The 22,894-nt window shown below is 57.7% G+C and carries 18 protein-coding genes; 5 read left to right on the forward strand and 13 right to left on the reverse strand.

Translation table 11 applies throughout. The annotated features are described in order from the left end of the window. Positions 1–112: 112 nt before the first annotated feature. Positions 113–829 carry an outer membrane permeability protein SanA gene (gene sanA / locus CWM54_RS17240; protein ID WP_004201624.1) on the forward strand — a complete coding sequence of 239 codons (717 nt, stop codon included), beginning with the start codon at positions 113–115 and terminating at the stop codon, positions 827–829. Between the two features lie 69 nt (positions 830–898). Here the strand turns inward: sanA and mglC are convergent, their stop codons facing one another. The 6 genes from mglC to folE form a co-directional block, all read right to left on the reverse strand. Beyond that, the gene (gene mglC, locus CWM54_RS17245; RefSeq protein WP_002912871.1) at positions 899–1,909 is read right to left on the reverse strand and encodes a galactose/methyl galactoside ABC transporter permease MglC; all 1,011 of its coding nucleotides are present in this window, start codon (positions 1,907–1,909) and stop codon (positions 899–901) included. Between the two features lie 15 nt (positions 1,910–1,924). Then, entirely contained in the window at positions 1,925–3,445 is a 1,521-nt protein-coding gene (gene mglA / locus CWM54_RS17250) for a galactose/methyl galactoside ABC transporter ATP-binding protein MglA (RefSeq protein WP_074388042.1), read from the reverse strand. 118 nt (positions 3,446–3,563) lie between these two features. After that, entirely contained in the window at positions 3,564–4,562 is a 999-nt protein-coding gene (gene mglB / locus CWM54_RS17255; protein ID WP_061153870.1) for a galactose/glucose ABC transporter substrate-binding protein MglB, read from the reverse strand. Positions 4,563–4,858: 296 nt separating this feature from the next. Next, positions 4,859–5,881 carry an HTH-type transcriptional regulator GalS gene (galS, locus tag CWM54_RS17260; RefSeq protein WP_100681781.1) on the reverse strand — a complete coding sequence of 341 codons (1,023 nt, stop codon included), beginning with the start codon at positions 5,879–5,881 and terminating at the stop codon, positions 4,859–4,861. 155 nt (positions 5,882–6,036) lie between these two features. After that, positions 6,037–7,194, reverse strand: a complete 1,158-nt coding sequence (gene yeiB, locus CWM54_RS17265; RefSeq protein WP_061153869.1) for a DUF418 domain-containing protein YeiB — start codon at positions 7,192–7,194, stop codon at positions 6,037–6,039. A 15-nt stretch (positions 7,195–7,209) separates the two neighbouring features. Further along, on the reverse strand, positions 7,210–7,878 hold the full coding sequence (gene folE / locus CWM54_RS17270; RefSeq protein WP_061153868.1) for a GTP cyclohydrolase I FolE: 669 nt from the start codon (positions 7,876–7,878) through the stop codon (positions 7,210–7,212). A 362-nt stretch (positions 7,879–8,240) separates the two neighbouring features. Here folE and fghA point away from each other — a divergent pair, with 362 nt between their 5' ends. After that, entirely contained in the window at positions 8,241–9,074 is an 834-nt protein-coding gene (gene fghA / locus CWM54_RS17275; RefSeq protein WP_100631149.1) for an S-formylglutathione hydrolase, read from the forward strand. 70 nt (positions 9,075–9,144) lie between these two features. Here the strand turns inward: fghA and cirA are convergent, their stop codons facing one another. From cirA to yieE, 3 genes are all read right to left on the reverse strand, one after another. After that, a complete protein-coding gene (gene cirA, locus CWM54_RS17280; protein WP_061153866.1) occupies positions 9,145–11,118 on the reverse strand; it encodes a catecholate siderophore receptor CirA in 1,974 nt (657 codons plus the stop codon). 498 nt (positions 11,119–11,616) lie between these two features. Then, positions 11,617–13,086 (reverse strand): amino acid permease, encoded by a 1,470-nt coding sequence (locus CWM54_RS17285; RefSeq protein WP_061153865.1) that lies wholly within the window; start codon positions 13,084–13,086, stop codon positions 11,617–11,619. 177 nt (positions 13,087–13,263) lie between these two features. Next, positions 13,264–14,130: a DNA-binding transcriptional regulator YeiE gene (gene yieE / locus CWM54_RS17290; RefSeq protein WP_061153864.1), complete on the reverse strand. Its 867-nt coding sequence runs from the start codon at positions 14,128–14,130 to the stop codon at positions 13,264–13,266. Positions 14,131–14,397: 267 nt separating this feature from the next. On the opposite strand from yieE, the gene CWM54_RS17300 reads away from it, so the two are divergent. After that, positions 14,398–15,447 carry a YeiH family protein gene (locus CWM54_RS17300; RefSeq protein ID WP_012967550.1) on the forward strand — a complete coding sequence of 350 codons (1,050 nt, stop codon included), beginning with the start codon at positions 14,398–14,400 and terminating at the stop codon, positions 15,445–15,447. Between the two features lie 71 nt (positions 15,448–15,518). After that, positions 15,519–16,373: a deoxyribonuclease IV gene (nfo, locus tag CWM54_RS17305; RefSeq protein WP_061153862.1), complete on the forward strand. Its 855-nt coding sequence runs from the start codon at positions 15,519–15,521 to the stop codon at positions 16,371–16,373. 52 nt (positions 16,374–16,425) lie between these two features. Here the strand turns inward: nfo and fruA are convergent, their stop codons facing one another. The 3 genes from fruA to fruB are packed head-to-tail and all read right to left on the reverse strand — an operon-like array spanning position 16,426 to position 20,206. After that, positions 16,426–18,120 carry a PTS fructose transporter subunit IIBC gene (gene fruA / locus CWM54_RS17310; protein ID WP_100631147.1) on the reverse strand — a complete coding sequence of 565 codons (1,695 nt, stop codon included), beginning with the start codon at positions 18,118–18,120 and terminating at the stop codon, positions 16,426–16,428. A 16-nt stretch (positions 18,121–18,136) separates the two neighbouring features. Beyond that, positions 18,137–19,075, reverse strand: a complete 939-nt coding sequence (gene fruK / locus CWM54_RS17315) for a 1-phosphofructokinase (RefSeq protein WP_061153860.1) — start codon at positions 19,073–19,075, stop codon at positions 18,137–18,139. Continuing rightward, on the reverse strand, positions 19,076–20,206 hold the full coding sequence (gene fruB, locus CWM54_RS17320; RefSeq protein WP_074388034.1) for a fused PTS fructose transporter subunit IIA/HPr protein: 1,131 nt from the start codon (positions 20,204–20,206) through the stop codon (positions 19,076–19,078). 334 nt (positions 20,207–20,540) lie between these two features. Between fruB and setB the strand changes: the two genes are divergently transcribed. Continuing rightward, on the forward strand, positions 20,541–21,722 hold the full coding sequence (gene setB, locus CWM54_RS17325) for a sugar efflux transporter SetB (RefSeq protein WP_061153857.1): 1,182 nt from the start codon (positions 20,541–20,543) through the stop codon (positions 21,720–21,722). 34 nt (positions 21,723–21,756) lie between these two features. Here setB and CWM54_RS17330 read toward each other — a convergent pair whose 3' ends face one another. After that, complete coding sequence (locus tag CWM54_RS17330; protein WP_061153856.1) at positions 21,757–22,893, reverse strand: HlyD family secretion protein; 1,137 nt, start codon at positions 22,891–22,893, stop codon at positions 21,757–21,759. Between the last annotated feature and the right edge of the window lies 1 nt (position 22,894).

Consider the following 22,894-nt stretch of genomic DNA (forward strand, 5'->3'; position numbering starts at 1 on the left):
CGGCGATCTGTCTATATTGCTGAAAATCCCCGCAATCAAACGCGGGTTTCTTGCGCTTACCCGGCGGGTAAAGTAGCCTGAAGACTCCGTTGTCTATTATTGAGCCAAGTTCATGTTAAAGCGTGTGTTCTACAGCCTGTTAGTCCTGCTCGGCCTGCTGCTGTTGACCGTGCTGGGCCTTGACCGCTGGATGAGCTGGAAAACCGCGCCCTATATCTATGATGAGCTGCAGGACCTGCCCTACCGTCAGGTCGGTGTGGTGCTGGGCACCGCCAAATATTACCGCACCGGTGTCATCAATCAGTATTATCGCTACCGCATCCAGGGTGCGCTGAACGCCTACAACAGCGGCAAGGTCAACTATCTGCTGCTGAGCGGCGATAATGCTCTGCAAAGCTACAATGAACCGATGACCATGCGTCGGGACCTGATTAAAGGCGGCGTCGATCCCGCCGATATCGTGCTGGACTATGCCGGCTTCCGTACGCTCGACTCGATTGTCCGCACCCGCAAAGTGTTCGACACCAACGACTTTATTATCATCACCCAGCGCTTCCACTGCGAACGGGCGCTGTTTATCGCCCTGCATATGGGGATCCAGGCCCAGTGCTACGCGGTGCCATCGCCGAAGGATATGTGGAGCGTGCGGCTGCGCGAGTTCGGTGCCCGCTTTGGCGCGCTGGCAGACCTCTATATCTTCAAACGGGAACCGCGCTTTCTCGGCCCTCTCATCCCGATTCCGGCTCAACAGCATGACGTACCGGATGACGCCCAGTCCTACCCGGCAGTCACCCCGGAGCAGCTGCTGGAGCTGCAGAAAGAAAAGTAGCCACCATCAACGCATTCGTTTCAGATATAAAAAACCCGCGCCAGGCGCGGGTTTTTTATGCGTTCAATCTTATTTCTTACGGGCGTATTTCAGGGAGTCCAGCGCCACGGCGAAGATAATAATCGCCCCCTTAATGATGTACTGCCAGTAAGGGTTGACGCCGATATAGGTCAGGCCGTAGTTGATGACGGTAAAGATAATCACCCCGGTCACCACGCCGAATACGGTCCCTACCCCGCCGCTGAACGATACGCCGCCTACCACGCAGGCGGCAATGGCGTCCAGTTCATACATAAAGCCGAGGTTATTGGTCGCCGAGCCGATACGCCCGGCTTCCAGCAGGCCGCCGAAGGCGTAGAACACGCCGGAGAGGGCATAGATCATCAGCAGGTTCAACGCTACGTTAACCCCGGAGACTTTCGCCGCTTCCGGGTTACCGCCGATAGCGAAGATGTTTTTACCAAAACGCGTCTTGTTCCACAGGATCCAGACAAAGAAGACGGCAATCAGCGCGTAGAAGGTAATGTAGGACAGGCGGAACGAGCCCAGCGCCACAAACCCTTGGGCGAAATGGGAGAAGTGGCTGTCAAAACCGGAGATCGGCGACGCGCCCACAAAGTCGTAGTACAGCGAGTTAATGCCGTACACGATGATCATGGTGCCGAGGGTGGTAATAAACGGCGTCACGTTCAGGTAGGCGATGACAATCCCGTTAATCAGGCCGATGACCGCCCCGATGGCGCACACCAGCAGGATCACCAACGGGATCGGCATGGTCGCCATATCCGGGAACACCTTGTTGGCATTATCCACCGCCTGCAGCATGGTGGCGGCAATGACCGCCGCCAGTCCCACCTGACGTCCGGCGGAGAGGTCGGTCCCCTGCGTGACGATAAGTCCGGCCACGCCCAGGGCAATAATAATACGCACCGAGGACTGGGTCAGAATATTACTCAGGTTGAGCAGACTTAAAAATGTCGGATCCTGGAAAATAATAATGGCCAACAGGACCAGAAGGACGACATATATCCCACCCTCTTTCAGGTAAGTGAGAAAACTCTTTTTATTTAACGCACTCATGTGAAGCCCCTGATCTTAAAGGTGCAATGACGCAAGACGCAGTATCTCGTTTTGCGTGGTGGTTTTAGTCTCAACAATGCCCGCGACAAGGCCATTGCTCATCACCAGAATGCGGTCGGTAATCCCCAGCAGTTCCGGCATTTCGGAAGAAATAATAATGATCCCTTTGTCTCTTTTAGCCAGCTCGGCAATCAGCTGGTAGATCTCGAATTTTGCGCCGACGTCGATACCACGCGTCGGCTCATCCAGCATCAGGATCTCCGGCTGGGTCAGCAGCCAGCGGCCTATAATGACCTTTTGCTGGTTACCACCGGAAAGCGAACCGATCTGCGTATGCTGGCCGGGGGTTTTAACGCGCATCGAGTCAATGACCCACTGGGTATCGCTCTTCATTCGCGAATTATCCAGCAAGCCAAGGCTGTTTTTATATTTCTTAATATTGGAGATCAGCGAGTTAAAACCGATATCCAGATAGGCGTAAATCCCTGTGGACCGCCGCTCCTCGGTCACCAGTGCAAAACCGTGGTTAATCGCCTCGTTGGCGCTGTGGTTGTTGATCTTCTTACCGTGCAGGGTGATGGTGCCGCTGGCCTTCTCACGGATCCCGAACAGCGTCTCCACAATATCGGTGCGTTTAGCGCCCACCAGGCCGGCGATACCGAGAATTTCGCCTTTATGCAGGTCGAAGGAAATATCACGAATGGACGGCTGGCGCAGCGACGTCAGATTGCGCACCTCGAGGATCACTTCGCCCGGGGTGTTTTCGCGATCCGGAAAACGCTGATTGAGCGAGCGCCCGACCATCATGGCGATGATCTTGTCCATATCCAACCCTTCCAGCGGCTGGGTGGCAATCCACTGGCCGTCGCGCAGGATGGTAATTTCATCGCACAGCTGGAAAATTTCTTCCATCTTGTGCGAGATATAGACGATACCGCAGCCGCGATCTTTCAGCTTGCGGATGATCTTAAACAGATGGTTGACCTCTTTTTCCGTCAGCGATGACGTGGGCTCATCCATGATGACGATTTTAGCGTCATAGGAAAACGCCTTGGCGATCTCAATCATCTGCATCTGGGATACCGATAAGGTGCCGACGCGGGCGCGCGGGTCGATATCAATATCCAGTTCATCAAAAATCGCCTTGGTATCCCGGTACATTCTCTCCTGATCGACGAACATGCCTTTAGTTGGATAGCGCCCAAGCCACATGTTATCCATGACCGAACGCTGTAATACCAGGTTTAATTCCTGATGCACCATCGATATACCGTTTTCCAGGGCTTCTTTCGCCGAATGGAAATCGATCTCTTTTCCCTGAAAAAGAATGCTACCGGAATCTTTTTGATAGATCCCAAAAAGGCATTTTAATAATGTCGATTTGCCGGCGCCGTTCTCACCCATTAACGCATGAATGGAGTGCGGACGAACCTTCAGGTTGACATTATCAAGAGCCTTGACGCCAGGAAACGATTTGTTGATGTTGGTCATCTCCAACAAATACTCGCCTGACCGTTCGCTATTATTGCTGACCATAGTTATACCTGGCTGCGTTCATGCACGCCCCGTCCGGCGCAATAACGCCAGCAGGAGTCTGGTTCTGTATCAGGAATAATCGGGCGTGGATGAACCACGCCCGCAACTCACATCACGATTATTTGCCGGTAAACTGGCTCAGGTTGTCTTTATCGACGCCCACGTAAGGTACGCGAACAATCTTGTTCTCAATTTTCCAGTTGGTGCCCGCCGCGGCTTCTTTACCTGCTGCAAGGTTTTTCGCCAGATCGAAGGTTGCTTTCGCCTGGTTGTTGGCATCATTCAGCACGGTACCGGCCATCGCACCGGATTTCACCAGCGCCAGCGCTTCTGGCAGGGCATCGACGCCGAATACCGGAATGCTGCTCTTGTTGTGCGCTTTCAGCGCTTCAACCGCACCCATCGCCATGGCATCGTTGTTGGCGATCACCACTTCAATCTTGTTCGCATTCGGGCCGGAGAGCCAGGCGTCCATTTTGTCTTTCGCCTGAGCGGTATCCCACATGGCGGTATCCAGCTGCAGCTGTTGGGTCTTCAGACCTTTATCATTCAGCTCTTTGATAACGTAAGTGGTACGCGCTTCCGCATCCGGATGGCCCGGCTCGCCTTTCAGCAGGACGAACTGGATCTGGCCATCTTTGTTCAGATCCCAGTTCGGGTTGGCTTTCCAGTGCTTGGCGATCAGATCGCCCTGAATAATCCCGGACTCTTTCGAGTCGGTACCGACGTAATAAGCTTTGTCGTAACTATCCAGTGCTTTGCGGGAAGGCTCTTTGTTGAAGAACACCACAGGAATATTCTGCCCGCGCGCTTTTTCGATCACCGTTCCCGCTGCCGCCGGGTCAACCAGGTTAATCGCCAGCGCCTTCACGCCTTTCGCCAACAGCACGTCAATCTGATCGTTTTGTTTCGACTGGTCGTTCTGCGAGTCATTCATCAGCAACTGGACGTCAGGCGCGGATTTGCCATCTTTTTCAATCGCCTTACGCACCACCGACATAAAGTTGTCGTCATATTTATAAATCGTCACGCCGATACGGGTATCTGCTGCGTGTGCTGCGGCGCCAAATAACAGACCAGCCATTACAGCAGACAGGGTAAACACCTTCTTATTCATGGAATCTCCGGTTTTATTATGCAGGGTCATTATTGTGAAAAAGTGCGGGCGGGATTTGTTGCATTAGTGTTACCGCACAACGCATTTCACGACGAAAATTCGGTCTTCCGTGTCGGGTAACGCTCCAGAAAAATACGACTCTAAAACTCATTTAACGCCTTGTTCCTACTTAAAAAAGTGAGGATAACCCATCACCTCGTGGTTCAGACTGGTAAACGCTGCCATCATAATCAGGCGAATGTTAATATACTGTGAATTTACTCACAAATTGAAAGCGGTTACATCCCATCACCGCTTCAGTTAGTGATCGGCCCCACAGTTTGCCGCTGGGCAACGGAATGACGGCGCACCAGCGTCGGCATAAAGCAGTGCGTTGCCTCGCGATCCAGCTTGCCGGCCGCCCCCAGCAGCGCCAGCTCGGTGGCCAGTTTCGCCATCGACATCACCGGATAGCGCACGGTGGTGAGCTGAGGATCGGTGTAACGGGAAATAGGAATATCATCAAAGCCAATCAGCGACAGATGCTGCGGCACGACAATGCCGTTGTCCTTCAGCGTCGTCAGCGCGCCGGCCGCCATGCTGTCGTTATAGGCAAACACTGCGGTGAGACCGAGATTACGCCCCAGCAGTTCGACCATCGCCGCTTCGCCGCCCTGCATATCCGGAGAGCCAGAACCGACCCAGCTATCCGGGGCGATGATGCCCTGCTCCTGCAGCGCTTTGCTCCACCCTTCCCGGCGCATATCGTCATCTTCAATGCCGTGATTCGAGGAGAGGTAGCCGATGCGCTGGTGGCCGTTATTGAGCAACATGCGGGTGGCCATCAGCGCGCCGCTGACGTTGTCGAGCCCGACGCAGCGATGGGCAAAGCCCGGCACGATGCGGTTGATCAGCACCATCCCCGGGATATGTTGCATAAAGTCGCTCAGTTCATCATCGCTGAGCGCTTTCGAATGGACGATCAGCGCCGAGCAGCGCTGGCGGATCAGCACCTCGATGGCGTGGCGCTCTTTTTCTGCCTCGTGATAGCTGTTGCCGATCAGCACATACTTCTGATGCTGCTGGGCGACGGTATCCACCGCTTTCACCAGCGCGCCGAAGAAGGCGTCGGAGACGTCCATCACCACCACGCCGATGGTATCGCTCACCTGGGTGGCCAGCGCCTGGGCGTTGGCGTTGGGCCGGTAGCCCAGTTGGGTCACCGCTTTCATCACGGCGTCGCGCGTATCCGGACTCACCAGCGCGCTGTTGTTCAGCACCCGCGACACGGTGGCCACGGATACGCCCGCCTGGCGGGCGACATCACGAATGGTGATCATACTCTGCGACCTTAAGAGAATTACAGCACGTCACATTCACCTCCTGTGCTCAGCAAGGAGGCTATTCTGGCAGCGACCTGCGGTCCGCTACGTGAGTGAAGTCACATGGCTGGAAACGTTTACATCCGTTTTGTTAATGATTGTGATCGAGATCGTTATCTGGATGTGTCTTTCAATGATGTGCCTGACGCACGCAGGGTTAACTGACGCCACAGCCATTCCACCGGCCCCTGGCGGAAGCGGCGCAGCCACAGCGATGAGACGAGGAGGTTAACAGCCCAGATGGGGGGAACAAAGGCCAGCAGCTGCAGACGATCGAAGCGCATAAACAGCCCGAGATGATAAAACAGGGTGGTGCAGATCAGGGTCTGCAGCAGGTAGTTGGTCAGCGCCATGCGTCCAACGCAGGCGATAGCGCCCACCAGGCGGAAACGGCACAGCTGCGGCCAGTAACCCCAGGCCAGCGAGGCATAGCCGATAGCCTGCAGGGGGGCGCTCAGTTCGCGCGGCGCCTGCAGCAAAAACGCGCACCAGCGATAGTCCCAGGCCAGATACCACTGGGCGAATATTGCCGGCAGATTCACCGCCATCCCGGCCACCACCAGCAGCGCCCCCGTGCGCCGGTAGTGACGCAGGCTGAACTGTCCTTTGAGCCAGCCGCTGCGCATCAGCGCTGCGCCCATCAGCATCATCCCCGCCAGCTGCCAGCCATACTGGGCGCCCAGTGCCAGCAGATTGTCCGAGAGCATATCCGCCCGGTTACTGACTGCCTCCATGCCGCCGTGCAGCTTCCAGTACTGCTCATACTGCAGGTTCGCTGCGTCCGGCACCCAGGAGCGATTCGCCGCCGTCCCGGAGATCATCCCCAGCAGGACCAGCACCGCAATGCCGATGAGGTAGAGCACCACCCCGGTATTGAACAGCGATTTGACATGGTGCGCCTCACGCACCATACGCCAGCTCACCAGCCCCACCAGGGCGTAGGCCAGCAGAATGTCGCCATCCCAGAAAAAAAGACCGTGAATGAAACCGAGCAGCGCCAGTAGCGTCAGCCGCGACTGGATCCAGCGCTTCCCTCGCGGGAGCAGCAGCTGCAGACCGGCGCCAAACAGCAGTGCAAAGAGCGTGAGAAACTTAACCTGCGCCAGCAAGTCGAGGAGTGCCCACGTCCAGGCATCGCTGAGGGACGCGCTTCCTGACCAGGCGGGATTGAGGTAAGCGGCCTTCGGCAAGCCGAAGGCGCTGATATTGAGAAGCAGGATACCGAGGATGGCGACGCCGCGGACAAAGTCCAGCGTGACATTTCTCTCCATGTACCCTGCTCCGTTTTAGTTGTGGTGACGTACTGCGCGCAGGAATTCCTGGCGGGTATTCTGGCTGGATTTGAACAGGCCACCGAGGGAGGTGGTGGTGGTTGCGCTGGTCGCGTCGCGGATGCCGCGCGCTTTCACGCAGTAATGCACCGCGTCAATGGATACCGCCACGTTGCTGGTGCCGAGCAGCGTCTGCAGCGCCAGCAGGATCTGCTGGGTCAGGCGCTCCTGGACCTGCGGGCGCTGGGCGAAGAACTGCACGATGCGGTTGATTTTCGACAGGCCGATCACCGAATCTTTCGGGATATAGGCCACCGTCGCTTTACCATCGATGGTGACAAAATGGTGTTCGCAGGTGCTGGTCAGAGTGATATCGCGCACGGTGACCATTTCATCGACCTTCATTTTGTTTTCAATGACGGTGATTTTCGGGAAGCGGGTGTAATCCAGCCCGGAGAAGATCTCATCGACATACATTTTGGCGATGCGATGCGGCGTCTCCATCAGACTGTCATCACTCAGATCCAGATTCAGCAGTTGCATAATCTCGGTCATATGACCGGCAATCAAACGCTTGCGTGTTTCGTTATCAATTTCTTGTACTGGCGCACGCAGCGGCGTCTCCAGCCCACGAGCGACCAGCGCTTCATGAACGAGGACGGCTTCTTTACTCAGTGATGACATTTGGGTTTCTCCTGCAGGTGTGGCGCTCTTTGCTTTTTATGGGGGCAAAGTTTGTATTCATTGTGCGTGAGGTGGCGCACAGAATCCAGTAGCCGTAACGATAATTATTGAAATTGGCGCTGCCTTTTATTAGGGCCTGGAGCCGCACCTCAGGCACATCGCCAAATCCTTATCACCGAATCCGGAATGATCTAACCGCTGTACGCATCCATAAGCGCCATCGCTACACCGGCATGTTGGCTATAAGTTGCATTAATGATGCAGTAAGTTCTCAAAAGGAGAAAGTGAAAGTTACTCACCGGCTAATGAAATATCTGTATTATGAACGTTTACGCGCCCCCCCCTTGTTCGAGGAGCCTTGCATGGAACTGCTTGAAGAGCATCGCTGTTTTGACGGTCGGCAACAACGCTGGCGTCATCACTCCCCTGTCCTGAACTGCGCCATGACGTTCAGCATTTTTTTACCGCCTGAGCGCGAAACGCCGCCGCCGGTACTGTACTGGCTGTCCGGGCTGACCTGTAACGACGAAAACTTTACCACCAAGGCGGGCGCCCAGCGCATTGCCGCTGAGCTGGGCATCGCGCTGGTGATGCCGGATACCAGCCCGCGCGGTGATGAGGTCGCCAACGATGATGGATACGATCTGGGGCAAGGTGCCGGCTTCTACCTGAATGCCACCGAGGCGCCGTGGGCGGCGCACTATCGAATGTATGATTATCTGCGCGATGAACTGCCCGCGCTGATCCGTAGCGAGTTTAGCGTCGGCGAACGCTGCGCCATCAGCGGCCACTCGATGGGCGGTCACGGCGCGCTGGTAATGGCGCTCAAAAATCCAGGCCGCTACGCCAGCGTCTCCGCCTTCGCGCCGATCGTCAATCCCGGCCAGGTGCCGTGGGGCAAGAAAGCGTTTACCGCCTATCTGGGCGCGGATGAATCGACATGGCAGTCGTGGGACAGCTGCGCGCTGATGCAGGCCAGCCAGCCGGCTGACGCCGTGCCGACGCTGATCGACCAGGGCGATAACGATCCGTTCCTCGCCGGGCAATTACAGCCGGCCGTACTGGCGGAAACCGCCCGCCAGAAGGCCTGGCCGTTAACGCTGCGTATCCAGCCTGGCTACGACCACAGCTATTACTTCATTGCCTCGTTTATTGAAGACCATCTGCGCTTCCATGCGCAGCATCTCTTTGGCTAAACGCCAATGCGCCGCGAAGCAGCTTCGCGGCACATGCTCGGGCCCGCAGGCCACGTTTTAGTGCCGACGATCAGAAGCGATAATCCACCGCCATAAAGTAGCGACGGCCCTCTTCGGTATAGCTGTAGTCGTCCCGGCTCAGATCTTTATCACCCACGTTCTGCACCCCGGAGCGCAGTTTCACGTTTTTGGTCACCTGCCATGCCGCGCCAACGTCAAACAGGGTGTAGCCGCCCGGCGTTTTGCCGGTGGCGCTCACCGAGCGCTGCTGGCCGGTATAGTTGGCCGTCACGTAGAAGGACCAGTCGTCCAGCGGTTTCCAGTCAAGCGTGCCGTTGGCGGTATGGAACGGCAGCGTCTGCAGCGGTTTGTCGCCGCCATTGCTCAGATCGCGGCCATCGTTGTAGGTGTAGTTCATCGTCAGCTTCCACTCATCGCCAAACGGGATCTTCACCTCCGTCTCCACCCCTTTGATGCGGGCTTTGTTGACGTTGAAATAGCGGAAGATCGGCACGCGCTTGCCGTTGACGGTTTTCCAGCCGACAAAGTTCGGGTAGCCCGGCGCTTCGCTGGCGCTGGAGGTGCGCAGAACATCGATCATATCGTCGACATTATTCTGGAAGGTGGTGATGCTGCCTTCGACATCTTCCAGCCAGCCCTCTTCCCCACGGTAGTAGAGACCGAGCTCGAAGCTTTCACTGGTTTCCGGTTTCAGATCCGGGTTACCGATGATGCTGCACGACCCGCGGCAGGAGTTGGTGGTCCAGTCGGGGTTAAGCTGCAGCAGCGACGGGGCTTTAAACGCCGTCGCCCAGCCGCCTTTGACGGTGACGGTATCGGTGGCGTTATACACCAGATAGGCACGCGGGCTCCAGTGATCGCCATAGGTCTGGTGGTCGTCCATACGAATGCCGGTGGTCAGCGCCAGCGGCTCGATGATGCGCCATTCGTCTTCGATAAACAGGGCATACTGGCTGGCGGAGGTCGACTGGCTGCCGCTGCTCAGGTTGACCGGATCTTTCAGTTTATCGTGGCGCCATTCGCCGCCGAAGGTTACCAGCTGGTTAATCATGTCCAGCGGCAGGACATACTTGCCGTCGATGGCATTGCTTTCCGAGGTAATGGTCCCGTTCTGCCCCGGATTTTTGTTATCCACCTTTTCGCCGTAGAACTTGAGCTCACTGTTGCCCATATCCCAGCGGCCGTTATGGCTCAGGGAGTAGTTCTCACGCTCAAGGCGGTTGCGGTCAAGGGAATCGGAATCACGATCCTGACGGTCAAAGCCATAGCCCGCCGTAAAATCATGGTTTTCGCCCGGCGTCCAGGCGAATTCAACATTGCCATCGCGGCTGGTGAAGCCCTCAATGCGCGGCGTCTCGCCAGTGGCGCTGCTGGAAGACTGCGGATCGTCCTTGGCGCGTTTTGCCAGGCTGCCGTAGGCCTTCATCCCGAGCACGCCGTCGATCAGCGGACCGCTGGTGAAGAACTGGCCGTTCCAGGTATCGCCGCGGTCGCGGTGCTCCTGAATGGTGGTATCGGCACTCAGCGTCCCGGTCCATTTCTGGCCGATTTTTTTGGTAATAATGTTGACCACGCCGCCGAGCGCATCGGAGCCGTAAAGGGAGGACATCGGACCGCGCACCACCTCGATACGTTCGATGGCATCCACCGGGATCCAGTTCAGGTCGAAGTCATTATGGCGGAAGACGGCGTTCCGGGAGTTGACGCGTTTCCCGTCGACAAGGATCAGGGTATAGCTGCTGCTCAGACCGCGGATGCTGACGCCCTTGCGGTTATCCCCTTCGTTAGTGAGCTGGACCCCAGGGACATCGCGCAGTACGTCTTTCAGGTTCTGGACGGGCTTACGTTGTAAATCCTGCTGGGTGATGACGCTGATGCTCGCCGGCGCGTCTTTGACGCTCTGTTCAGTGGCCGAGGCGGTCACCACCAGCGTTTCTTCATTTACATCGGCGAGGGCCGGAAACGCCAAGGATACGACGGACGCAGACAATCCCGCCCGGATAAAAGGGTTTAACCTGAACATTCCAAATCTCCATGAGGTGTACAACCAAACAAACAAAAAGGTGCTGCTCACACGCGCTGGCGGCCTGTCGCTCTGTCGGCGGCATGCTCGCGCTGTTTTCTCGTCGATGTGGCTGGTCGCCCAATGTCAGTCTGACCAAATGGCAGAGACGGGGAGTGGCTTCATCCGTAATGGACGAAAATGATAAAGATAATGATTACGATTATCAATATAATTATGAAGAATTGTGTCAAGCTGTAACCGTGCGGACATAAAAAAAGCCCTCTTTTCAGAGGGCTTCCGGGTGATGACAAACCTGTTTTCGTTATTGTGCTCATATTTCTGCCGGGTGGCGGCTTTCGCCTTATCCGGCCTACGAAAGATTGCAATATCAAACAGTTATGCAGTTATCTGTAGGCCCGCGCAAGCGCAGCGCCGCCGGGCAATCCCTGAAGATTGCACTTTGCCAGCAATATAAAGCCCTCTTTTCAGAGGGCTTTTGCCGTATAACCGTGAGGATTAACGCTTAAAGCGGTCCGGGAAGGTCATTTCGCTGTAGCGAACAAAGCGGGTGCCTTTCGCCAGCTTGTAACCAAACCAGATGACGAGGAACAGCGGAATACCGATGTAGGTCGCCGCCACACCGCCCCAGTCAATAGTGTCCTTGAGGAACGCTTCGTAGTTCTGTCCAAGGGTGATGATCAGGCACAGCACGAAAGCGAAGATTGGCCCCAGCGGGAAGAACCCGGAACGATACGGCAGATTATTAATATCGTTACCCTGCATGACGTAGCCGCGACGGAAACGATAGTGGCTGATCGCAATCCCCAGCCAGGCGATAAAGCCCGTCATCCCGGAGGTGTTCAGCAGCCACAGGTACACCGTCTGGTTGCCGAACATGGACGTCAGGAAGCACAGCGCCGCGATAACAGTGGTCGCGTACAGCGCGTTGCGCGGCACGCCGCCACGCGACAGCTTCGAGAAAATACGCGGCGCTTTGCCGTCGCAGGCCAGGGTGTACAGCATACGCGTGGAAGCGTACATCCCGGAGTTACCGGCCGACAGAACGGCGGTCAGGATAACCGCGTTCATGATCGCCGCCGCCGACAGCAGACCGGCGTGCTGGAAGACCAGCGTGAACGGGCTGACGGAGATATCCTTCACGTCGTTGCGCAGCAGGCTCGGGTCGGTGTACGGAATGATCAGGCTGATAATCAAAATGGCGAAAACGTAGAACAGCAGGATACGCCAGAAGACCTGGCGCACCGCGCGCGGGATGTTCTTCTCCGGATCCTCAGACTCACCGGCCGCGATGCCGATAAGCTCGGTGCCCTGGAAGGAGAAGCCGACAATCATTGCCACGCCGATCATCGCCGAGAAGCCGCCGGCGAACGGCGCATCCGCGATCCCCCAGTTGCTCCAGCCGGTAGGCTGCGACCCTTTGAAGATGCCGACAATCATCATCACGCCGACAATAATAAAGATAATGACGGTGGCGACTTTGATCAGCGAGAACCAGTATTCCGCCTCGCCAAAGCCGCGAACCGAGATCCAGTTCAGCAGGAACATAATGCCAAGGAACAAGGCGCTCCAGATCCAGCCCGGAGAGTCAGGGAACCAGTAGCTCATCACCAGCTGCGAGGCCACGAGGTCAACGGCGATCGTCACTGCCCAGTTGTACCAATAGTTCCAGCCCAGCGCGAAGCCAAAGCCTTCTTCAACATAATTCTGGCCGTAGGTGGCAAAGGAACCGGACACCGGCATAAACGCCGCCAGTTCACCCAGGCTGGTCATCAGGAAATAGACCATTAAACCGATCAGAATATAAGACAGCAGCGCCCCGCCGGGACCTGCTTGCGAAATGGTTGCGCCAGAGGCAACAAAAAGACCCGTACCGATGGAACCGCCGATGGCGATCATGGTCAAGTGGCGCGCCTTGAGTTCACGACGTAGCGTGGGCGCTTCTGTGGTTTTAGTTTCCGAAACCATGTGATAATGCTATCCATCCAAAAAATGAGGCGCGATTGTAGCAGACGATCGGGGTTCCATCCGGTACAAATGCAAAGTTATAAGAGAGCTTCATGATCGCCCGCAAATTATTAGTAAAGCACTAACCTGCGGAATTGCCAGCGAATTCAGCCCGTTATGAGGCGGAAAAACCGGGTGCTACACCTGGCAATAATGCAGAAAACGTTGTAATGCTTTGGAAATATGCTTCTGCCGATGATGGATCCGCCACAGCGTGCGCGTCAGCCGAGGCAATGGCACTTTCAGCTCCGCCAGCGTGCCCGAGGCCAGTTGTTCGGCAATTACCCGCCGCGATAAACAGCTGATGCCCAGCCCATGCCGGACGGCGTGCTTGATCGCCTCCGAGTTGCCCAGCTCCATGCCCATATGAAACGCCGGCAGATGCGACAGCAGAACATAATCGACAATCTCCCGGGTACCGGACCCATGCTCGCGCAGGATCCACGGCGCCTCGGCCAGCTGCTGCAAAGTCACTTCCCCCGCCAGCAGCGGCGAATCAGGCGCGGCAAACACCACCAGCTCATCTTCCAGCCACGGCTCGGCAATAATATCAGCGGCATGGCACGGCCCTTCAATCAGACCGAAATCCACCCGCAGGTCGGCGACGGCGTTGATCACATCCAGACTGTTACCCACGCTCAGCTCAACCGGCAGCTCCGGGAAGTCATGGCGATAGCGGGCAATGATCTCCGGCATAATATAGTTACCGATGGTGCTGCTGGCGTAGACCCGGATTGCCCCATTATCGCCGCGAAACAGCTGTTCGATCTCCAGCGCCCGCTCCAGCAGGGCCAGCGCACGCGGGTACAGCAGCCGTCCGTGCTCATTCACCACCAGTCGTTTACCGACGCGGTCAAACAGCTGAACGCCGAGCTGCCCTTCCAGATCGGTCAGCGCGGCGCTGACCGCAGATTGCGAAAGCGCCAACATCTGTGACGCCTGAGTGGTTGACCCACTCTTGTGGACTTCGGCGAACACTTCCAGCTGCCGCAGCGTAATATGCATAACCCACCCGTTTAGTAATCCAACCTGAATAACCTTCCTTACTATGGTGACACAAATCGAGGCGGCTGAAGGAAGGAAAATCCGCTTATGTCACAAAATCATCGTCTTGCCGGGGGAAACCGCCCCGCTTCCGCCGCCTCAGGCCCCAGCCCCGTTGTCAGCGACGATGCGGTCATTAACCACTTATTACGATTGATTATAAACATATAATCAATTTTATATTTAACCGCGCGCGGCGTAACCTTTAGGCAGACAAAGGAGAAGGTTATGACAGCACTCACTTTACCCACCAAACATCGTTCCCTGTGGCATTTTGTCCCAGGCCTGGCGCTGACCGCCGCGCTGACCGGCGCCGCCCTGTGGGCCGGTAGTTTCCCGGCCATCGCCGGCGCAGGCTTTAGCGCCCTGACCCTCGCTATCCTGTTCGGGATGGTCGTCGGCAACACGGTCTACCCGAAAATCTGGCAGCCCTGCGACGGCGGGGTGATCTTCGCCAAGCAGCACCTGCTGCGCCTGGGGATCATCCTCTACGGCTTCCGCCTGACGTTCGCCCAGATTGCCGACGTCGGCGTGAGCGGTATTTTGATTGACGTACTGACGCTCTCCAGTACCTTTTTCATCGCCTGCTTCCTTGGCCAGAAAGTGTTTGGTCTCGACAAACACACCAGCTGGCTGATCGGCGCCGGCAGCAGCATCTGCGGCGCGGCGGCCGTGCTCGCCACCGAGCCGGTGGTCAAAGCCGAAGCCAGTAAAGTGACCGTCGCCGTCGCTACAGTGGTTATCTTCGGTACCATCGCTATCTTCCTCTACCCGGCGATGTACCCGCTGCTGGCGCACTGGTTTACCCCGGAGACCTACGGGATCTATATGGGTTCCACCATGCATGAAGTGGCGCAGGTGGTTGCCGCCGGCCATGCGGTCAGCCCGGACGCGGAGAACGCGGCGGTTATCGCTAAAATGCTGCGCGTCATGATGCTGGCTCCGTTCCTGCTGTTCCTGGCGGCGCGTGTTAAACAGCTGACCCCGGCAGGCAACGGCGAGAAAAGCAAAATCACCATTCCGTGGTTCGCGATTATGTTCATCCTGGTGGCGGTGTTTAACTCCTTCCATCTGCTGCCGAAAGCCGTGGTGGATATGCTGGTGACGCTGGATACCGTTCTGCTGGCGATGGCAATGGCCGCCCTCGGGGTCACCACTCACGTCAGCGCGCTGAAAAAAGCCGGGGCGAAACCGCTGCTGATGGCGCTGATGCTGTTCGTCTGGTTGATTGTCGGCGGCGGGGCTATTAACGTCGCTATCCACAGCCTGATGGCATAAAGCACTACATCTTTCTCCAGTTAAGCCGCTATCATTACCCACCCCCCAGCGGCTTTAACTGGAGTTTTTTTATGAAATACGTAGGAGCGCACGTGAGCGCCTCAGGTGGACTGGCCAATGCCGCCATTCGCGCCGCCGAAATCGAAGCAACCGCCTTCGCCCTCTTCACCAAGAACCAGCGCCAGTGGCGCGCCGCGCCGCTCAGCGACGAGACCATCGCCGAATTCAAAGCCGCCTGTGAAAAGTATCACTTTGGCCCGGGGCAGATCCTGCCGCACGACAGCTACCTGATTAACCTCGGCCACCCGGTGGAAGAAGCGCTGGAAAAATCCCGTGATGCCTTCATCGATGAGATGACCCGCTGCCAGCAGCTGGGGCTGACGCTGCTCAACTTCCACCCCGGCAGCCATCTGCAGCAGATCCCGGAGGAGGCGTGCCTGGCGCGCATCGCCGAATCGATCAATATCGCGCTGGCGAAGACCGAAGGCGTTACTGCGGTTATCGAAAATACCGCCGGCCAGGGCAGCAACCTCGGCTTTAAGTTCGAGCACCTCGCGGCGATTATCGACGGCGTGGAGGATAAATCCCGCGTCGGCGTCTGCATCGATACCTGCCACGCGTTCGCCGCCGGCTATGACCTGCGCAGCGCGGAAGCGTGTGAAAAGACTTTCGCCGAGTTTGCGCGCATCGTCGGGTTCCAGTATCTGCGCGGCATGCACCTGAATGATGCCAAGAGTACTTTTGGCAGCCGCGTTGACCGTCACCATAGCCTTGGCGAAGGCAACATCGGCCACGACTGCTTCAGCTGGATCATGCAGGACAGTCGCTTCGACGGCATTCCACTGATTCTGGAAACCATCAACCCGGATATCTGGGCGGAAGAGATTGCCTGGCTGCGGGCACAGCAGACCGCCGAAGTGGCGTAAAACAGAGATAAAAAAAGGGCCGAACAATCGGCCCTTTTTTATTACGGTAAGATTATGCTGCTTTTTCGACTTCCACTGCCTGCGCTTCCGGGCGTTTCAGCACCGCGTAGGAGAGGCCCGCCACCAGCGTCCCGGCAACAATCGCCAGCAGGTAGCCCAGCACTGGCGTAATCGCTCCCGGGATCAGCAGGACAAACAGACCGCCGTGCGGCGCCATCAGTTTCGCGCCAATCGCCATCGAGATAGCGCCGGTTACCGCGCCGCCGACGATACAGCAAGGCAGCACGCGCATCGGGTCACGGGCGGCAAAAGGAATCGCCCCTTCAGAGATAAAGCACAGGCCGAGAACCAGCGCGGCTTTCCCCCCTTCACGCTGCCCTTTGTCGAACTTATTGCGGGCAACCAGCGTCGCGATACCCATCGCCAGCGGAGGCACCATACCGGCCGCCATGATCGCCGCCATCGGCGCGTAGGTCTGGGTACTCAGCAGGCCCACGCCAAAGGCATAGGCCGCTTTGTTCACCGGCCCGCCCATGTCGGTACACATCATCGCGCCGAGGATCGCGCCCAGCAGAACCGCGTTCGCGGTGCCCATGGTTTGCAGCCAGTGGGTCAGCCAGGTGAGGATACCGGCTACCGGTTTACCGATCAGGTAGATCATCGCCAGACCCACGATCAGGCTGGAGACCAGCGGAATGATCAGGATTGGCTTCAGCGCTTCCATACTCTGCGGCAGTTTCAGCTTCGTGCTGATGGCTTTCGCCACGTAACCGGCAAGGAAACCAGCGATGATCCCGCCGATAAAGCCGGAGCCGCCGCTGACCGCCAGCATACCGCCGATAAGACCCGGGGTCAGACCCGGACGGTCGGCAATGGAGAAGGCGATAAAGCCTGCCAGCACCGGCACCATCAGCGCGAAGGCCGAGCCGCCGCCGATTTGCATCAGCGCCGCCGCCAGGGTGTCTTTCACTTCAAACGCTTTGATCCCGAAGGCAAAGGAGAGCGCGATACACAGGCCCCCGGCCACCACCATCGGCAGCATGTAGGAGACGCCGGTCAGCAGGTGGCGATAGGCGCCCGCCGACTCTTTTTTCCCTTCGCCAGCAGCCTGAGGTTTACCGGAAGGCTGGTACGGTTTGGCTTCGGCCACTGCTTTATCCAGCTCCAGCGCGGTTTTCTTCAGCGCCAGACCGGTAGTAGTGCGATACATCGGCTTACCGGCGAACTTCGCCAGGTCCACCTCGATATCGGCGGCGACGATCACCAGATCCGCCTCGGCCACCTCTTCCGGGGTGATAGCATTGCCAGCCCCGACGGAGCCGCGGGTTTCCACCTTCACCCACCAGCCGCGTTTTTTCGCTTCGGTTTCGATGGCTTCCGCCGCCATAAAGGTATGGGCAACGCCGGTCGGGCAGGCGGTGACCGCGACAATACGTTTCGGTCCGCCGGTGGCCGCCGGGACTGCTGCCGCGGCAGGGGCCGCGTACGGCGTCGCGTGACCTTTGGCTTCGCTGAGGAACAGCTCCGGGTGCGCCACGGCGCGATTAATATCGCCAAGGTAGACCTGTTTGCCGTTCAGCGCGCTGTCGGTGGGCAGCGCCGCGCCCAGCACAATCACCAGTTCGGCATCGTTCGGGTTATCAATCAGTTCAAGGTGCGCTTTAGGCGCTGCCGCTCCCAGCAGGGTTTTCGCCATATAGGCGCGTGCCTGTCCGAGTCCGGCATCAATAATCAGCAGCGTTTTCATTATGCCTCTCCTGCTGTCAATTAAAGGGTTGTAAGTCGACGCGCGCCATCATCGCGGCCAACTGGGTACGGTCGGTAATACCCACGTTGCTCTGGCTGACGGCCAGGGCAGCGACGGCAGTCGCCAGGCGCAGGGTATGCTCGCTGGATTCACGCATCAGCAGGCCGTAAATCAGGCCGCCAACCATCGAATCGCCGGCGCCGACGGTGCTGACCACTTCCACTGAAGGCGGTTTGGCAATCCATTCACCGGAGGCGTTCACCCACAGCGCGCCCTCTTCACCCAGGGAAATCACCACGTGGGCGATACCCTGCTCGCGCAGCGCATGGGCGGCTTCGATAACATCTTTCATCTCCGGCAGCTTGCGCCCGGCCCAGATTTCCAGCTCGCGACGGTTCGGTTTCACCAGCCACGGCGCCGCTTTCAGTCCGGCAACCAGCGCTTCGCGGCTGCTGTCGAAAATAATGCATGGGCACTGGCTGCGCAGACGGGTCATCCAGTCGGTGAAGGCCTCCGGGCTGACACCGGACGGCAGGCTGCCGCTGACGCAGACCATATCGAACTGCCCAAGCCAGCTCAGGGAGTCGTTGACGAAGCGTTCCCAGTCGCCCGGGGTGACTTCAAAGCCGGAGAAGTTGAAATCCGTCACTTCGCCATCTTTTTCCGTTAGCTTAACGTTGATGCGGGTCCGGCCCTGCACCACCTGGAAACGGTTGGCGATACCCAGCTCGCTGAACAGCTGCTGAAAGCCATCCTGGTTGTCTTTGCCCAGGAAGCCGCCGACGGTGACATCAATGCCGAGATCTTTCAGCACTTTCGCCACGTTGATGCCTTTCCCGGCTGCGTGCAGGCCGGTGGTGCGCACCAGGTTCACTTCACCGCGTTCAACCTCCGGGGTGAACCCCACCAGATCGTACGCCGGGTTTAACGTAATCGTTGCTACACGTCTGCTCATTTATGCGCCCTCCCCAAGGCCTGCGGCGATCGCTTCGCCAATCGCATCCAGCGCTTGTTGCGCATCCTCACCCTGCGCGGTGAAACGCAGACGGTGACCTTTTTTCACACCCAGCGCCACGACCTTCATCAGGCTACGACCGTTGGCCGGCTTGCCGGAACCGTCGAGGTTGGTGACGGTGACGTCGCTGGAGAATTGTTTAATCGTATTGACCAGCATAGTGCCCGGACGGGCATGCAGGCCATGCTCATTGCGCACGACGAATTCGGCGCTCAGCACATCTTCCGCAATGGCATCGTCGCTGGTCAGCAGCGCCAGCACGGTGGCGGCGTCGGCTTTCAGCAAACGGTCAGCTTTCTTATCCAGCAGCAGCTTGCTCAGGCGGTTCAGCACCGCAGTCGGCTGCTCATCGGCCATCGCCACCGTGACCAGCAGGGAAACCGGCTGATCGTCGCGGGTAAAGGCATTAGCCGCACGACTGACCGCCACGGCGCTGCGCAGATTGCCTTCCGCACTGTCGTTCAGCCAGATGCCCTGACCGAGGTTCAGCGGCGTATCGTTGATAGCGTGGCTAACGAATGCCGTGTCAGCAGCACCTACTTCTTTCAGCCGCGCCGCGTTCAGCGCCTGCAGGGTCAGCAGATCGCTGGCCGCCACGTCAAGGCTCAGGGTCTCGTTGTCCAGCTTCAGCGCTTCGCTCTGTTTTTCCCCCATCAGCAGCGCACGCAGCTCTTCCGCGGTGGTGGCGGACTGCAGCTGAGCGGCTACCGCGTCATCACTTAGCACATGGGTCAGCTGACGCAGCAGGCCGAGGTGTTCATCTGAGCTGGCGGCAATACCGATCGCCACATAGGCGGTCTGCCCTTCGCCCCAGGTGACGCCCTGCGGGAACTGAAACACCTGGACGCCGGTCTTCAGCACCTGGTCACGGGTGTCCGTCGTGCCGTGCGGGATCGCAATCCCGTTGCCGAGGAAGGTCGAGGTCTGCTGCTCGCGAGCCAGCATACCGTTCACGTAGCCATCAGCCACATTGCCGGCGCTGACCAGCGCGGCGGCGACCTGCCGGATGGCCTCTTCTTTATTACCGGCCTGCTGGCCGGGATGAATATCCTGCACAGATAACTGGAACATGGTTCTCCTCTCCTGCTGAATTGAATCGTTTCAGCTAACTTGAGAAAAAAGGCGCCATCTGACGGTGAACGGATTGTCGAATGACGCTGAAACGTTTCAAGAATTTTGTACCTTTCTTGCTCAACGCGCAAGGTACGTCAGCGACTTGATTGCAGAACTTAGAGGTACTGCACACTTTTGCTGAAGCCTTTGCTAGCGACCACCGCAAACGTCAGCTTTTTGCTGAACATTGTATTTTGAAACGCCTTTTTAATTATTCGTGCCATACTACTGTTTATTTTCAGCCAGCAGGCGTAAACTCCGCGCCGTCTCCTGAAACTACAGAAAACCGAACATGCAAAACCGTAGCGCCGCCCTTCCCCGACGCGGGTTCGATGTAACCTCTTCCGCATTCTTGATCGTCGCCTTTCTGACAGGCATTGCCGGGGCGTTGCAAACCCCAACCCTGAGCCTCTTTTTAACCAACGAAGTGCACGTCCGCCCGGCGATGGTCGGCTTCTTTTTTACCGGTAGTGCCGTCATTGGCATTCTGGTCAGCCAGTTCCTCGCCGGCCGTTCCGACCGCAGGGGCGATCGCAAGCAGCTGATTGTCATCTGCTGCCTGCTGGGGGTGCTGGCCTGCCTGCTGTTTGCCTGGAACCGGAACTACTTCATCTTGCTGTTTATCGGCGTCTTCCTCAGTAGCTTTGGCTCGACCGCCAACCCGCAGATGTTCGCCCTCGCGCGCGAGCACGCCGACAAGACCGGTCGCGAAGCGGTGATGTTCAGCTCCATTTTGCGCGCCCAGGTCTCCTTGGCATGGGTGATTGGTCCCCCGCTGGCCTATGCCCTGGCGATGGGGTTTGGTTTTACCGCGATGTATCTCAGCGCCGCGGCGGCGTTTATCGTCTGCGGGATCATGGTCTGGCTGTTCTTACCCAGCATGCGTAAAGCGACGGCAGTGGCGACCGGCCGGCTGGAAGCCCCGCGCACGCACCGTCGCGATGCGCTGCTGCTGTTCAGCATCTGCACGCTCATGTGGGGTACCAACAGCCTGTACATCATTAATATGCCGCTGTTTATCATTAATGAGCTGCATCTGCCGGAGAAGCTGGCCGGGCTGATGATGGGCACCGCGGCCGGACTGGAAATTCCTACCATGCTGATTGCCGGTTACTACGCCCGGCGCTTCGGCAAACGCTTTCTGATGCGCCTTTCCGCAGTAGCCGGTGTGTTGTTTTACGTGGGCATGTTGACGGTGCATACGCCAGCGCTGCTGCTGGCGATGCAGGTGCTGAACGCCGTCTATATCGGGATCCTCGCCGGGATCGGCATGCTCTATTTCCAGGATCTGATGCCGGGACAGGCGGGCGCGGCCACCACCCTCTACACCAATACCACCCGCGTTGGCTGGATTATCGCCGGTTCACTGGCGGGGGTCGTGGCGGAGATCTGGAGCTATCACGCGGTGTTCTGGATTGCGCTGGTCATGGGTATCGCCGCTCAGGCTTGCCTGTGGCGGATCAGGGATGTGTAGGCAAGACGGCCCGGCCGCGACCGGGCCATCCTGATTAATGATCCAGATAGAGGTAATGCAGCCAGCTGGTCATCCGTAGCAGGACTTTGCGCATAATCGACACATGGGCAAAATAATCGGTATAAACCGCCGCCTGCGCACTAACCCCGTCCGGTAAATGTTCCACTTCCGGGTGGGGATCGAGGTCGATCAGCACATAGATACCCTCTTTTCCGGCTCCGGCGCTCAGCCCCTGCAGCGCACCGCTGGCCTGATAGCTGCCATCCGGGATCGCCGGTAGCACCCGCGATACCTTACCGCTATAGACGCTGCCCGGCAGACCATTAAACACCACCTCCGCGCTATCCCCGGCCGTCAGACGCAGAACCGAGTTCTGGCGGAATACCGCCACCACCTGGCGCTTTTGCTGGGGAATAAACACCAGCACCGGCTTGAAGGGCAGACGTACCGCGGTCATCCCCGGTCGCGCCAATAGCTGGGTAACGTAGCCGTCACTCGGCGCACGAACCACGGTTTGCGCCAGATTATACTCCGCCTCGAGGATCTGCGATTTCAGACTGGCAATGTTGGCATCAAGCCCGTTATAGCGGCCAGACACCTGCTCTCTGGCGTTTTGTAATTGCGCTTTCGCCGCCTGCAATACCGCCGTCTGGATCTGCACCTGCTGCCTGGCGTGAGTCACATCCTGTTCCGAGAAAGGATTGACCGGCATGGCCGCCCCCTGAGCATAACGCTGGTAGTCACGGGTAACGCGATCGTACTCGGCCTGCGCCTGCTGCACTCTGGCGCTGGCATCGTCAATGGTCGCCTGCTTCGCCCGTAGCGTCGCCTCCTCGGCCGCCAGATCGGCCTGCAGTTTGTTCAACCGCGCGCGGTAGCGGGTGTCATCGATGCGGAACAGCAGTTCGCCCTTCTTCATTAACACGTTGGTTTTACTGGTGACCTCAACCACCTCGCCTGAGACCTGAGGCACCATCGGAATAGAGACGACAATTTTTTGCGCCCGCAGCGTATAGGGATGGTTATAGTTCATCGTTAATATTAACGTGCCTACGACCACTATTCCGCCTAATATGGCAGTGGGGATCGTCCATTTATTAACTGGAATGCGAAATATCTTAAAAACGCCCCAGGCGATGGCGACATAGCAAAGGATAATTAACAGATCCATA

The organism is Klebsiella sp. D-Nf1 (genome assembly GCF_002810515.1).
Taxonomy (GTDB): Bacteria; Pseudomonadota; Gammaproteobacteria; order Enterobacterales; family Enterobacteriaceae; genus Klebsiella; species Klebsiella variicola.

What these genes read in the sequence shown, in the direction of transcription:
- sanA (WP_004201624.1), top strand. Translation starts at nt 113, where the DNA reads ATGTTAAAGCGTGTGTTCTACAGCCTGTTAGTCCTGCTCGGCCTGCTG.
- mglC (WP_002912871.1), bottom strand. Translation starts at nt 1,909, where the DNA reads ATGAGTGCGTTAAATAAAAAGAGTTTTCTCACTTACCTGAAAGAGGGT.
- mglA (WP_074388042.1), bottom strand. Translation starts at nt 3,445, where the DNA reads ATGGTCAGCAATAATAGCGAACGGTCAGGCGAGTATTTGTTGGAGATG.
- mglB (WP_061153870.1), bottom strand. Translation starts at nt 4,562, where the DNA reads ATGAATAAGAAGGTGTTTACCCTGTCTGCTGTAATGGCTGGTCTGTTA.
- galS (WP_100681781.1), bottom strand. Translation starts at nt 5,881, where the DNA reads ATGATCACCATTCGTGATGTCGCCCGCCAGGCGGGCGTATCCGTGGCC.
- yeiB (WP_061153869.1), bottom strand. Translation starts at nt 7,194, where the DNA reads ATGGAGAGAAATGTCACGCTGGACTTTGTCCGCGGCGTCGCCATCCTC.
- folE (WP_061153868.1), bottom strand. Translation starts at nt 7,878, where the DNA reads ATGTCATCACTGAGTAAAGAAGCCGTCCTCGTTCATGAAGCGCTGGTC.
- fghA (WP_100631149.1), top strand. Translation starts at nt 8,241, where the DNA reads ATGGAACTGCTTGAAGAGCATCGCTGTTTTGACGGTCGGCAACAACGC.
- cirA (WP_061153866.1), bottom strand. Translation starts at nt 11,118, where the DNA reads ATGTTCAGGTTAAACCCTTTTATCCGGGCGGGATTGTCTGCGTCCGTC.
- CWM54_RS17285 (WP_061153865.1), bottom strand. Translation starts at nt 13,086, where the DNA reads ATGGTTTCGGAAACTAAAACCACAGAAGCGCCCACGCTACGTCGTGAA.
- yieE (WP_061153864.1), bottom strand. Translation starts at nt 14,130, where the DNA reads ATGCATATTACGCTGCGGCAGCTGGAAGTGTTCGCCGAAGTCCACAAG.
- CWM54_RS17300 (WP_012967550.1), top strand. Translation starts at nt 14,398, where the DNA reads ATGACAGCACTCACTTTACCCACCAAACATCGTTCCCTGTGGCATTTT.
- nfo (WP_061153862.1), top strand. Translation starts at nt 15,519, where the DNA reads ATGAAATACGTAGGAGCGCACGTGAGCGCCTCAGGTGGACTGGCCAAT.
- fruA (WP_100631147.1), bottom strand. Translation starts at nt 18,120, where the DNA reads ATGAAAACGCTGCTGATTATTGATGCCGGACTCGGACAGGCACGCGCC.
- fruK (WP_061153860.1), bottom strand. Translation starts at nt 19,075, where the DNA reads ATGAGCAGACGTGTAGCAACGATTACGTTAAACCCGGCGTACGATCTG.
- fruB (WP_074388034.1), bottom strand. Translation starts at nt 20,206, where the DNA reads ATGTTCCAGTTATCTGTGCAGGATATTCATCCCGGCCAGCAGGCCGGT.
- setB (WP_061153857.1), top strand. Translation starts at nt 20,541, where the DNA reads ATGCAAAACCGTAGCGCCGCCCTTCCCCGACGCGGGTTCGATGTAACC.
- CWM54_RS17330 (WP_061153856.1), bottom strand. Translation starts at nt 22,893, where the DNA reads ATGGATCTGTTAATTATCCTTTGCTATGTCGCCATCGCCTGGGGCGTT.